Origin of the sequence: Pantoea nemavictus (genome assembly GCF_037479095.1) — a bacterium.
Classification (GTDB): Bacteria; Pseudomonadota; Gammaproteobacteria; order Enterobacterales; family Enterobacteriaceae; genus Pantoea; species Pantoea nemavictus.
This window is the reverse complement of record NZ_JBBGZW010000001.1, coordinates 569,909-582,306: the sequence shown is the minus strand read 5'-3', so window position 1 is coordinate 582,306 and position 12,398 is coordinate 569,909. Positions and strand designations below refer to the sequence as shown.

Genomic DNA, 12,398 nt, shown 5'->3' with positions numbered 1-12,398 from the left:
ACATCCTTGTCAGTTATTGCTCCTGCATTCCCGCAGGAGCATCGTTTTTACAGCTGTTCGGCGCGGCTGAAACGTTTACCATCCGGGCTTACACTGCGCACCCAAACTTTATCAGCCGCGGTGATCGCCGGTTTGGCATGAGATTGATAACGCTGCCAGCGGTTACCGTTATCCAGACTGTACTCCAGCGGCAGACCCGGCAGGGCAATGTTCATGGTTAGAACGCCATTTTCTACTCGTGCACCGGGCACCGGTAAACGATAGTGGATGCCAGCTTTGTCCATTTTGGCTAACTCACGCTGGCCTAACAGATTGGCAAAACGCTGCCAATCCTGATTACGTTGTTGTTGGTTAACGAAGTGGGTTTCGCCACCTTTAAAAGTACGTCCCTGCTGGTAATCCAGCTCCCATTCAGCACGATGCCAGCCGCGTTCGGCAACAGACAGCAGGCGTGGGAACACCATGTAATCCATTTGCTGATCGGTACGCGTTGTTTCGCTCCACAGATGTACTGAAATACCATATGCGCCCGACCAGGGTTTCGTTGAGGTGGCATCGAAGGTGTTACCATCGCGGTCGACAGAGGTTTCAGCATTTTGCGGCAGATTATCTGGCGCGAAGCCAAACATCTTGCGCTCATCACTAAATCGCGTCCCCCAGTAGTAGCCGCGCTCCTGCGGATTCACTTCATACGGGAAATCCATGTAGACGTAATCCGGATTGGAGATCACCACTTCGTAATCTTTCATCGTCCAGTCATTAGCGGTGTCGAAACCACCCCAGTAAAGCGTGTCCCAGAAGTTCACCCGAACGCGTGAAGTTGCAAAGGCGTGGGCATTGGCAGCATCTTTTAATCCATCCTGCCAGGCCTGCATGACCGGAATGCCGTGTGCCTTAACCATCTTGCTGACTTCCAGTGCAAAATGGCTGGGTAAGTGTTCCAGATCTTCCACCTTGCCGGATTTCACCACCGCCTGGCAGACCTGAGATTTTGCCCAGGGCTTGTCCTCTTTGCTTTGGTCTAAAATGCCCGTTCCCGCTTTCGGGGATTTTATGTCGCTGTAACCCGCACCCAGGCGGATATTTTTCGCTTCATCACCGCCAAAATGCCAGGTGCTCAACGGCTGGCCGGCTTCGCGATGCATTGCCTGTACTTCACTAATCACTTTATCGACAAAGCGTTTTGAGGAGTCGAGGCAAGGGTTGAGGTAGCTGGTACGATCGTAAAGCTGCACCGAGCGGGTATTAGAGGTGTCAGTTGGATCCACTAAACGATATTCGTTGGCCTGTTGCGGTTTACCCGCTTTCATTAATTGTTGGTAGCGTGCTTCCATTGAAATCACGGCGGCGCGAGCATGCGCTGGCATATCGATCTCAGGAATGACTTCGATGTTGCGCGCCTGAGCGTATTTGACGATCTCAATATAATCCGCACGGCTAAAGTGTCCGCTGCCGTTATTATCACTAAATGGCCCCGAGCCTAACTGCGGCAGCAGGCATTGCTGCTCGGTAAGATCGTGGCAGCGCTTGCTACCGACATCGGTCAGCTGCGGTAACCCTGGGATTTCAATGCGCCAGGCTTCGTCATCGGTCAGGTGGAAGTGGAATTTGTTCATCTTCCAGGCGGCCATCTGATCGAGCATGCGCAACACCGCTTGTTTGCTGTGGAAATTACGGGCCACATCAAGGAAAGCGCCGCGATAGGCAAAGCGTGGTGCATCCTGCGCATCCAGCGTAGCGATGATCGGTTTACCTTCGGCAGGAACCAGTGACAGTAAAGACATTAAACCGTAATACACGCCCGCCTGGTCATAACCCACGATATCCGTGCCGCGCGGAGTGATGCGTAATTCATAGGCGCCGGAAACGGCATCTGCATCATTAAAATGGTTGGTTGCCACGCGCGTATGGACGGCATAGCCGCTCGAGTGCTGTTTGATATTCATTAAATCAAAGCGCTGTCTAACCGCATCGGCTTGGTTGCCCGACAAAGCCTCTAAATGCAGTGCAACGCCACGACTTAGATCAACATCGGCCGCATGAACTTTTACCGTACGCGGTGTTGGCGTGATTTGTCCGCGCAGTGCGCTCGCGGGAAGTTGCTGTACATCAGCATTCTTCGCGAAGCGGCTCTGCGGCAGCATGAGCACGTTTTTGTCGTCGGCGATGCGCTTCCACTGGTTGCCAAACGGTTTGACGAAATCGTTCAGATTCTCAGTGTCGGTGCTGGAGATAATTTTCGGTGTAGCATCAGCTGCGGTGACGTACCAACGCGGCATGACGTCAGTGATAAACAGCTGCCAATACTCATTGACGATTGGGATCTCAATTGACTCACCGGCCGCAATGCCCTTGAATTTCTCCGTCGGCTCCAGTCGGGTCAGATCACCAACAATGTGCGTCATTTTGAATTGATCGTTATCAACCCGCAGCGTTTCGTGCACGTTGCTCATGTAAATCGCCCAGTTTTTACTGGTGAGCGCCGGGCCGTTATTCGTAAGGGTGATGGTCGCGGTATTACAGGATGCCCAATCGGCACCGAGCTTCGCGCAATTGATGCCGTGATCGGCCGCCTGATTATCAGTTACCTGATATTGCACGCCGAACTGGCTGATCTGGTCAACAATCTGTTGATTACTGTGTGGGGACGAGCTGCAGGCCGCAACGCTGGTCACGGCCAACGCCAGCAAACTCATTTTTAGTTTTTTCATATTGATATCCTTCTCCTCGAATGAATGTCTCTGGCTCCTGCCAGGTAGGGGTCAAAACAGGGTAAATGGCGCAATAACCATAAATTTGATGTCTTTCTCATCCTGGAAGATGTTGCCGTAACCACCGCTATAGCTGGGGAGATCGCTGTGATTGTCGTAGCGGGTGTAGTGCAGTTTGAATTGGGTGTCTTTGGCGCGCCCTTGCTGGATGGTGTAAACCAGATCGAGATTCCACGCTGACTCTTTCAGGCGCTGACTTTGATCGTAAACCGGATTGGTGGACGGTTTTGCATCCCAACCGTATGCGTAAGAAGTGCCGACCTGCCAGCCCGGCAATTGCCAGTGCCCCAGATCTACCATTACGCCAGCAAACAGCGCTTTCTCGCCGTTGGCGTTCCAGTCGGAGCGGGAATCCCACCATACATCGAGGCGACCATTGGAGCTGGCATAAGAAGGCGTCATACGTTGCAGGAAGAATCCCTGGTTGCCCTCGGCTTTTACCCAGGTGCCTTCGAGGCGGAAATCAAATGCGCCTAGCGTGTAGCCGAAAGTCAGCGCCTGCAGCCAGGCGAGGCCATCATAAACATCGTTTACAGCCCCCGCGCCGCTGTTGTCGCGGTCCTTCGCGCCATAAAACTGATAGCTGGTGCGCAGCGGCCCATTGGCGAGCGGCAGCTGATAAGACGCTTTGGCAAAATACTGATCCATGTAATCTGCCGCCTGACCGTAAGCGCCTTCCAGTACCAGATGGTTTTTAAAATCATATTTGGCACCGAAGGATTGCAGCCAGGGGATTTCCGTCACGCCATCGGCTTTGCGGAAGTTATACATGTCGCGATACCACGGCGCTTTGTACTCGTCGGTCCACATCCATGCGAGGGAAAGGGCGCCCGCATCGCTAAAATCAAAGGTGGTGCCGGCTTCAACGCCGCGATAGGTTCCGGGCAGAAAGCTCCAGTGTGGTGCCAGTAAGGTCTGTCCGCTGGGTTGCAGATAACCTGCGCGTAGCCAGTTTTCCTGCCATTTCGCTTTGAGCGCGGCCTTATAAAGACTTAAGCCACTCTTATCTCCGCTCCAGTCCTCATCCCAGCGCGTGCGGGCGTTGCTAAAGCCAATTTCGTTCGGTGCAGCGGGCCCACCATGACTCAGTTCCAGCGCACCAAAAGCCGCCAGATCGAGTCCAATCACATCACCCGCATAACCGGATGAGAAATCGAGATTGGCGTTGGCAGAAGCGTGATGCAGGTTGGCATCATATTGACCGTAATTACCTTTTTGCGCGTCCATCTCTTTACGATCGCGCTGGCGTTGCCAGTAGAAGATGTTTCCAGTGAGAGATGAATCGTCAATGAAACCGCTGGCTTGAGTGGGGGAAGTGGGAACAAAAACACCGGCAAACAGAGCCGTAATCACTGCCGCAGTGAGCGGCGCGCGTAAAATCCTGCGCATAGCAAATCCTCCTTGATGCTTCCATTAATAATAAATATTTCCGTACTGTTTCATCATGAAACGAGTTGCGAGGATGCTATTTTTCGCGACGCGAATTATCAATGTAATTTATTACAAAGTATGACGTGGCGCGCAAAAAGAGCCCGTTTTAAGGGCTTCAATCAATACGTTACACGAAGGTGCAGTTTGTCCCTTTGCGAGCGGGATTCAGGAATAAAGGCGTTTGCTTGCTTTCACCTACTGACTTCCCTATGCTCGAAGCGTTGTTTTGACTCGGGGTGCCCCTTTAATACAGGGCTGAGATACACCCGCTGACCTGATCTGGATAATGCCAGCGTAGGGAAGTCAGATGCCTGACCGCATTCGCCTTCTTGATCGCCGGTTGGGAGCTTTATGAAACAGCCTGATCCTCTTTCCCCCGCGCAACTCGCGCAATCTTTACAATTGCTACGTCAACAAGCGCCGCTGGTGCACTGCATGACCAACGACGTGGTGCAAACCTTTACTGCCAACGTGCTGCTGGCGCTGCATGCCTCACCCGCGATGGTGATTGATACGCAAGAAGCGGCGCAATTCGCTGGCTTTGCCGATGCGTTATTGATTAACGTCGGTACGTTAACGCGCGATCGTCGTGATGCGATGTTAGCGGCGGTGCAGGCAGCGCAAAAAGCGGGCACGCCATGGACGCTGGATCCGGTTGCGGTAGGCGCCTTATCGCTGCGCACCGAATTTTGTCAGCAGCTACTTGGTCTGCATCCGGCGGCGATTCGAGGTAACGCTTCAGAAATTCTCGCCCTGGCTAATCAGGCAACGGGCGGGCGCGGCGTAGATAGCCTGCATCAGGCTGATGCCGCGCTGAATGCTGCCCAACAGCTGGCGCAGAATTATGACACTGTGGTTGCGGTAACCGGCGAAGTCGATTACGTCACCGATGGCAGACAAACGCTGGCGATCCCCGGCGGCAGCCCGCTGATGACGCGGGTGGTCGGTACCGGTTGCGCGCTGTCGGCGGTGGTGGCGGCCTTTAGCTGCTTGCCTGGCGATCGCCTGCAGCATGTCGCTGCCGCCTGTCGTGTGATGTCGCTGGCCGGTGAAATGACGGCGCGCAATGTCGAAGGACCGGGCAGTTTTGTCGCTGCTTTCCTTGATGCGCTCTGGACGCTGGAGGTGGCAGTATGAAACGCATCAATGCTTTGACCATTGCCGGCACCGATCCAAGCGGTGGCGCAGGCATTCAGGCCGACCTCAAAGCCTTCTCCGCACTGGGCGCCTATGGCACCAGCGTTATTACTGCGCTGGTGGCGCAGAACACCTGCGGTGTGCAGTCGGTGTATCGCATCGAACCCGATTTCGTCGGCGCCCAACTTGATTCGGTGTTGGATGACGTGCGCATCGACGCGGCTAAGATCGGCATGCTGTCAGAAACGGCGATTGTAGAAGTGGTAGCCGCAAGGCTGAAACGCGCCAGCCTGCCGTTTGTGGTGCTGGATACGGTGATGATTGCGAAGAGCGGCGATGCGTTGCTGTCGCCGGATGCGGTGGCTAGCGTACGCGAACTGCTGCTGCCGCAGGTGTCGCTGATCACCCCGAACCTACCGGAAGCCGCAGCGCTGTTAGGACGTGCCATGGCGCAGGATGAAAAAACCATGTTACAGCAGGGTGATGCGTTGCTCGATCTTGGCTGCGAAGCGGTGCTGATGAAGGGCGGACATCTCAGCGATGCCGAGAGTCCGGATTGGCTGATCACCCGCGATGGCCGGCAGCGCTTTAGTGCGCCACGCGTGAATACACGGCACACACACGGCACCGGTTGCTCGCTGTCAGCGGCGCTAGCGGCGCTACGTCCGCGTCATGATGATTGGGCGACAACGGTGGCCGAAGCTAAAGCCTGGCTGCAGCAGGCGCTGCTGCACGCCGATTCGCTGGAAGTGGGTAAAGGCATTGGGCCGGTGCACCATTTTCATCAATGGTGGTAGGGCGTAACGCCAGATTGCCGCTTTTGCACTGCGCATCCGTCTGAAAAATGGAGTCAGCAATTTGCCAGCCTGGTGTATTGCGGTCCAGGCTGTTGGGGGCGAATCGGCATTTGCCGGTTCCAATCCAGCCATTTATCAGGTGCGAACATGACGGACATCGTACAGTTATTGGGCAAAGAGGCGGACAGCCTTCTTCAACATCGCTGCATGACCATTCCAGCGGATAGCCTCTATTTACCAGGCGCGGATTATGTTGATCGCGTAATGATCGACAACAATCGTTCTCCCACCGTATTACGCAACATGCAAACGCTATACAACACCGGACGTTTAGCCGGCACCGGCTATTTGTCGATTTTACCGGTCGATCAGGGCGTTGAGCACTCGGCGGGCGCATCCTTTGCTGCTAATCCCGCGTATTTCGATCCAAAAAACATCGTAGAGTTGGCGATTGAAGCTGGCTGCAACTGCGTGGCATCGACTTACGGCGTATTGGCCTCGGTGTCACGGCGTTACGCGCACCGCATTCCCTTTATGGTGAAGTTGAACCATAACGAAACCCTGAGCTATCCCACCCAATATGATCAGACACTGTATGCCAGCGTTGAACAGGCCTTCAATCTGGGCGCAGTAGCAGTTGGCGCGACCATCTACTTTGGCTCTGAGCAATCGCGTCGTCAGATTGAAGAGATCTCTGCGGCGTTTGAGCGCGCGCACGAGCTGGGTATGGTGACGGTGCTGTGGGCTTATCTGCGTAACGATGCCTTCAAAAAAGAGGGCGTTGATTATCATGCCAGTGCCGATTTAACTGGCCAGGCCAATCATCTGGCGGCAACGATTGGTGCGGATATCGTGAAGCAGAAGATGGCTGAGAACAACGGCGGTTACAACGCGGTGAAGTTTGGTCATACCGATGAACGTGTTTATAGCAAGCTGACCAGCGAAAACCCGATTGATTTGGTGCGTTACCAGCTGGCGAACTGCTATATGGGACGCGCAGGGTTGATTAACTCCGGCGGTGCTTCGGCGGGTGAGACGGATATCGCGGAGTCTGTACGAACCGCAGTGATCAATAAACGTGCGGGCGGCATGGGGCTGATTCTGGGGCGCAAGGCGTTTAAGAAGTCGCTGAAAGAGGGCGTGCAGCTGATTAATGCGGTGCAGGATGTGTATTTGTCGAAGGATGTCACCATAGCTTGATGGTGTTGGCTGTCCCCCTCCTCGGTCCTCCCCCATAAATGGAGGAGGAAGACGCTGCCATATGTTAGTTGGGGTGTTGCATGTGGCAGCGTCTCCTTCCCCCGCTCGCGGGGGAAGGCCGGGATGGGGGACAGCGATAACCCTACTTAAGGCGCCTCAAACCACTCACTATTGCGCTCGGCAATGGGCGTAATGGTTAAAATCATCTCCTGCAGATGGCGGCGCATTGCGCTTTCAGCACCGTCAACATCATGCGCTTTCAACGCATTAAAGATATTTTCATGCTGCTGAATCAATCTTTCTGGCGGCGACACTTCGCTCAACGTCAGGAAGCGCACGCGGTCCATGGTGGCTTTGATGTTCTCCACCGTTTCCCACGCCAGCAGGCAATTAATCCCCTCGGCAATCAGGCGATGAAACTCATCATCCAGCGTTAAAAATGCCTGGCTGTCATGACGTTCAGCCGCTAAACGCTGCAGCTGCAAGTTATGCTCCAGCGCCATCAACCCTGTCGCCCCCATTTCCTGCGCGGCGCGGCGTACCACGGCAATCTCGACCGCTTCACGAATAAAGCGACCATCGGCCACGCGCTGGGCGGAGATCTTGCGTACGAAGGTGCCGCGCTGCGGCAAAACCTGCACCAATCCGGCCTCAGCCAGCTTAATAAAGGCCTCGCGCACCGGCTGACGCGACACGTTAAAGCGCGCCGACACTTCCTTCTCCGACAGCAGCGAGCCCGGATGAATAACGCAGGTCACAATATCTTTACGCAGATAGCGATAGATCTGCTGATTTACCGGTTCGCTGGTGGTTATGGTATAGGCAGTCGACATGCAGCAATATCCGTATTACGGCTGGCGTGCGCCAGCCCGTTGAGAAAGGGTAAGTCTAATCAGCACACTGCGTCTGCGCTACACATTTGTTCAGCCACTTAGCCTTGTGTGACGAGGCTGTGAACCGTGGCACGCGCGCCCTGTTGCACCAGTTGTTGATACAGTTCGGTCAGGCGGGTGACAAACGCCGTTTGCTGCAGCAGATCGTCGCCGAACACCGCTTTCAGGCCGAGTAACGCCTTTACGCGGGCTGCGCCTTCCTCACTGTTAGCGACGATATCCGCCAGCTGATCTTTTAACGGATCGCGAATCTCAATCGCTTCTCCTTGCTCATTCACGCCGCCGACGTACCGCATCCAACCGGCCACGCCCAGCAACACGAAATCGCAGGAAGTGCCGTTGCGCAGATGCCAGCGCACGCTATCCAGCAAGCGCTGCGGTAGCTTTTGCGTGCCGTCAGTCGCAATTTGATAGGTGCGATGTTTGATGGCGCGATTCTCGTAGCGCGCAATCAGTGAATCGGCATATGCCGTGAGATCGACGCCTTGAGTGCGCAGCGTCGGCGCCTGATCCTGCAGCATCAATGCGCGTGCCGCCTGGCGATAGCTGGCATCGGCCATGCAATCACTGATGTGCTCATAGCCGGCGAGGAAGCCGAGATAGGCGAGGAACGAATGGCTGCCATTCAGCATGCGCAGCTTCATCTCTTCGAATGGCAGCACGTCGCTCACCAACTCCGCGCCGGCGTTTTCCCATGCCGGGCGTCCGTTGACGAAGTTATCTTCAATCACCCACTGGAAGAACGGCTCGGCTTCTACCGCCACCGGATCGCGGCTGCCAAGGCGTTCAGCCAGCGTGTCGAACGCCGCATCGGTCATCGCCGGGACGATGCGATCGACCATGGTCGAAGGGAAGGTGATGTGCGTCTGGATGTAGTCTGCCAGCGCAGGGCTGTAGCACTCAGCCAGTTGGGTAATCACGTTGCGCGTGACGTGGCCGTTTTCCGGCATGTTGTCGCACGACATCACGCTAAACGGCGGCAGATTACGTTCACGACGGCGGATAATCGCCGCCAGAATCAGCCCCGGTAACGAACGTGGTGCTGCTGGATTGGCGAGGTCATGCACAATATCCGGATGATCGGGATTCAGTTTGCCGCTCGACGGCATGTAACAGTAGCCTTTCTCGGTGACCGTCATTGAGACTATCGCCACATCAGGCTGACTCATCGCTTCAATGACCGCCTCAATGCCGTCGCCTTTGCCGTGCAGGGCTTGCGTCACCACGCCAATCACGCGCGTGTGTAAACTCTCATCGGCCATTTCGGTCAGCGTGTAGAGCAGATCCTGTTGACGCAGCGCCTGAATCAGCGTGCCGCTGTTGAGATTCACCTCGCAGTAGCCCCAGTCGCTGCCCTGCGCGGCCAGCTTATCGGTCGCCAGCGCCTGATGCGCGCGATGAAAAGCACCAAAGCCAATGTGCACCATGCGGGTTTTGAGTTGCGTGCGATCGTAAGCCGGAAGTTGAACATCAGCGGGGAGGCGATCAAGCTCTAACATAGTCATTCCTTTTAGCAAATGGGGCGCTTAGCGCCCCATGAGAATTACACAGAAACCGGTTTGTTGTTGGCTTTAGGTTCACGAATCACCAGCAGTACCAGCAGCGCGCCGACGCCAGCAACTGCACCGGCAAGGATGAACGCACTGTCAAACTTACCGGAGTGCTGCACGATGAAACCGGTGACGACGGGGCCGATAACGCCAGACAGGCTACCAATCAGATGGATAAAGCCGCTGATGCTACCCACACGGCTTTTATGCACTACGTCCTGCACTATCGCCCAGTAAATCGCGCCGGTGATGTAGAGGAAGAAGATGGAGATCGACATCATGATCACCGCCGAGTTGACCTCTTTTATCGTACCTGCCAGCGCCACGCAAATCGCCGCTGCCGTCAGTGAAACCACCAGCACAATTTTGCGCGAAAGCAGCAGCTTACCGGTAATATTGAAAATTTTATCGGAGATCCAGCCGCCCAGCGCCAGGCCAACGAAGCCGACAATCCACGGGATCATGGTGGTGATGCTCATCGCTTTGATATCGAGGCCATGCGCCTGCACCAGATACGCCGGGAACCAGCTGAGGAAGAAGAACAGGATGTAGTTGTAGCAGAAGAAGGCGAAGGCGGTGACCAGAATGATCGGCTGGCGCAGATAGAAGCCCAGACCGTGTGCGTTGCCGCTCGGATCGATCACGTCGGCCGGTTCTTCGGCTTTCAGTTTTTCCACTAGCGCGCGCTCTTCGGCGGAGACGCGTTTGCTTTTCGCTGGGTTATCTGACGCAAAGAAGAACCACAGCGCCAGCCAGACGAAGCCAATTGCGGCGATCACCACAAACGCTGGACGCCAGCCGAATGAGAGCGCCAGATAGCCGACAATCGGCCCGGCGACAGCACCGCCCAGCGGCGAACCTGAGCTCAGTAAGCCCATCGCCGTGGCGGCCTGTTTTTTCGGGAACCAGCCGTTGATGGCTTTGTTCGCCGAGGCGGAAATCGGGCCTTCTGCCATGCCAAACAGCACGCGCAGAATCATCATTGACCAGAAGCCGGTCGCCATGGCGGTCAGGCCACAGAACAGCGACCACATGCCGACAGCGGTACCGAGCACGATAGTCGGGCCAAATCTATCGGTCGCTAAACCGCCAATAAAGTTGAACAGGGCGTAACCGAAGAAGAAGCTGCCGAAAATCATGCCGAACTGTTCGGCGTTGATCATCAGGTCTTTTTCCACCAAAGGGACAGTCAAAGAGAGGGCGATACGATCAAGATAGTTGATCATAAACACCAGGAACAACAGCAGTACGAGGGTCCAGCGCAGGTTCTTAAACATAGAAACTCCGTCATCGTCTTTTTTATAGTAATAATGCCGGCGGGTAAGTGACCGGCATGGGGACACCTGGTGTGTGGGTTAACTTAACCCATTTGTAGGATCACTTTGCAGCAGGTGCGGGGATCTTTTTCGAACAGCGTCATCGCTTGCTCCACCTCCGCCAGCGGGAAATAGTGCGTCACCAGTTTCTCTGGCTGGATCTGCCCCTGTTCCATCCACTCAATCACCTGCGGGAAGCGATTGCTGTTGAGACGTGAGGTGAACAGCGACAGCTCTTTGCTGGTGAGACTCTGCTGCGTGATGCTGCACGGTTCGCCGGAGAAACCCAGCAGGCCAATGCGCGCCGCTGGCGAGGCGAGGGCGGCGGCTTCAGCCAGAATGGCAGGGTGGCAGGCGGCATCAATAATCAGCGTGGGCTGTACACCTTCCAGCTGCGCGGCTAAGGGAATCTCGCTGTTATTGAATACGCGATCGGCTCCGTTCTCCTGCGCCAGCGCCAAACGTTCTGGCAGGCGATCCACCACTAACACCTGCTCGACGCCGTACACGCCTTTCAGCACCTGAATGGCGGTAAGACCCATCGGGCCGGCACCGTAAATCAGCGCCACATCGTTTGGCTGTGGTTTGAGAAAGGCGGTGATGTTGGCCGCGATGGTGAAGGGTTCAACCATGCTGGCAAGCTTGTCAGGAATACTATTTGGCAGGCGGAAGGCATTTTTCGCCGGCGCCACGGCATATTCGCTAAAGCCGCCGTCGCGGTGCACGCCGATCACCTGCAACTCTTTGCAGACGTTGGGGCGACCAATTGAGCAGGGATAGCAGTGACCGCAGCTGACTACCGGATCAACCGCCACGCGCTCACCGATGCGGCTGGCGGCGACGTCATCGCCGACCGCATCAATCAGGCCGAAAAATTCATGACCAATCACGCGCGGATATTTAGCGAAAGGATTGTGACCGTGCCAGATATGCACATCGGAACCGCAGATGCTGGCAAACTGCACCTTCACGCGGACTTCACCTGCAGCGGGCTGCGGCAGCGGACGCTCTGCCAATACCAATTCACCCGGTTGTTCAATCACCACACTTTTCATCATCTACTCCTTGCCTGCTGCCTTCTTGATAAGCTGAGCAGGCTTTAGCGGGAATGCAATGATGAAAAAATACGCGCACTAATACTACCATACAAGTCGGCGTTACAGAGTTGTGAAGAGAATCACAGAGCGTGAATCATGATGGGATGATTGCAGAAGGTAAGTTGTTCCAGCGCTCAGGAACATTTTGGCGGGTTGCCATTTATAACAACCGCGATATCAGGTCACCATCAATGGCGACCCTACAA

At 55.3% G+C, this 12,398-nt stretch carries 9 protein-coding genes and 1 riboswitch; of the genes, 3 read left to right on the top strand and 6 right to left on the bottom strand.

Translation table 11 applies throughout. The features are described 5' to 3' along the window. Positions 1-47: 47 nt before the first annotated feature. Both WH298_RS02695 and chiP read right to left on the bottom strand, forming a co-directional pair. Complete coding sequence (locus WH298_RS02695) at positions 48-2,711, bottom strand: beta-N-acetylhexosaminidase (RefSeq protein WP_180822160.1); 2,664 nt, start codon at positions 2,709-2,711, stop codon at positions 48-50. A gap of 51 nt (positions 2,712-2,762) precedes the next feature. Next, positions 2,763-4,160 (bottom strand): chitoporin ChiP, encoded by a 1,398-nt coding sequence (gene chiP, locus WH298_RS02690; RefSeq protein WP_180822159.1) that lies wholly within the window; start codon positions 4,158-4,160, stop codon positions 2,763-2,765. A gap of 264 nt (positions 4,161-4,424) precedes the next feature. After that, positions 4,425-4,520: riboswitch (TPP riboswitch) on the top strand. Between the two features lie 33 nt (positions 4,521-4,553). Between chiP and thiM the strand changes: the two genes are divergently transcribed. The 3 genes from thiM to fbaB all read left to right on the top strand — a co-directional run bounded on the left by thiM (position 4,554) and on the right by fbaB (position 7,336). Next, positions 4,554-5,339, top strand: coding sequence for a hydroxyethylthiazole kinase (thiM, locus tag WH298_RS02685; protein WP_180822158.1), 786 nt, complete (start codon positions 4,554-4,556; stop codon positions 5,337-5,339). Continuing rightward, on the top strand, positions 5,336-6,136 hold the full coding sequence (gene thiD / locus WH298_RS02680; RefSeq protein WP_180822157.1) for a bifunctional hydroxymethylpyrimidine kinase/phosphomethylpyrimidine kinase: 801 nt from the start codon (positions 5,336-5,338) through the stop codon (positions 6,134-6,136). The genes thiM and thiD overlap by 4 nt, the downstream gene beginning before the upstream one ends. Positions 6,137-6,283: 147 nt before the next feature. Continuing rightward, positions 6,284-7,336: a class I fructose-bisphosphate aldolase gene (gene fbaB, locus WH298_RS02675; protein WP_007889531.1), complete on the top strand. Its 1,053-nt coding sequence runs from the start codon at positions 6,284-6,286 to the stop codon at positions 7,334-7,336. 146 nt (positions 7,337-7,482) lie between these two features. Here the strand turns inward: fbaB and WH298_RS02670 are convergent, their stop codons facing one another. From WH298_RS02670 to WH298_RS02655, 4 genes are all read right to left on the bottom strand, one after another. Then, on the bottom strand, positions 7,483-8,169 hold the full coding sequence (locus WH298_RS02670; RefSeq protein WP_180822156.1) for a GntR family transcriptional regulator: 687 nt from the start codon (positions 8,167-8,169) through the stop codon (positions 7,483-7,485). A gap of 98 nt (positions 8,170-8,267) precedes the next feature. Continuing rightward, positions 8,268-9,728: a mannitol dehydrogenase family protein gene (locus tag WH298_RS02665; RefSeq protein ID WP_180822155.1), complete on the bottom strand. Its 1,461-nt coding sequence runs from the start codon at positions 9,726-9,728 to the stop codon at positions 8,268-8,270. Between the two features lie 44 nt (positions 9,729-9,772). Continuing rightward, a complete protein-coding gene (locus tag WH298_RS02660; RefSeq protein ID WP_180822154.1) occupies positions 9,773-11,056 on the bottom strand; it encodes an MFS transporter in 1,284 nt (427 codons plus the stop codon). A gap of 83 nt (positions 11,057-11,139) precedes the next feature. Then, on the bottom strand, positions 11,140-12,150 hold the full coding sequence (locus WH298_RS02655; protein ID WP_180822153.1) for a Zn-dependent oxidoreductase: 1,011 nt from the start codon (positions 12,148-12,150) through the stop codon (positions 11,140-11,142). Positions 12,151-12,398 lie beyond the last annotated feature (248 nt).

Bases quoted from the DNA above. Each gene is read 5' to 3' on its own strand.
- WH298_RS02660 (WP_180822154.1), bottom strand. From the start codon at position 11,056: ATGTTTAAGAACCTGCGCTGGACCCTCGTACTGCTGTTGTTCCTGGTG.
- chiP (WP_180822159.1), bottom strand. From the start codon at position 4,160: ATGCGCAGGATTTTACGCGCGCCGCTCACTGCGGCAGTGATTACGGCT.
- thiM (WP_180822158.1), top strand. From the start codon at position 4,554: ATGAAACAGCCTGATCCTCTTTCCCCCGCGCAACTCGCGCAATCTTTA.
- WH298_RS02655 (WP_180822153.1), bottom strand. From the start codon at position 12,150: ATGAAAAGTGTGGTGATTGAACAACCGGGTGAATTGGTATTGGCAGAG.
- WH298_RS02695 (WP_180822160.1), bottom strand. From the start codon at position 2,711: ATGAAAAAACTAAAAATGAGTTTGCTGGCGTTGGCCGTGACCAGCGTT.
- WH298_RS02665 (WP_180822155.1), bottom strand. From the start codon at position 9,728: ATGTTAGAGCTTGATCGCCTCCCCGCTGATGTTCAACTTCCGGCTTAC.
- thiD (WP_180822157.1), top strand. From the start codon at position 5,336: ATGAAACGCATCAATGCTTTGACCATTGCCGGCACCGATCCAAGCGGT.
- fbaB (WP_007889531.1), top strand. From the start codon at position 6,284: ATGACGGACATCGTACAGTTATTGGGCAAAGAGGCGGACAGCCTTCTT.
- WH298_RS02670 (WP_180822156.1), bottom strand. From the start codon at position 8,169: ATGTCGACTGCCTATACCATAACCACCAGCGAACCGGTAAATCAGCAG.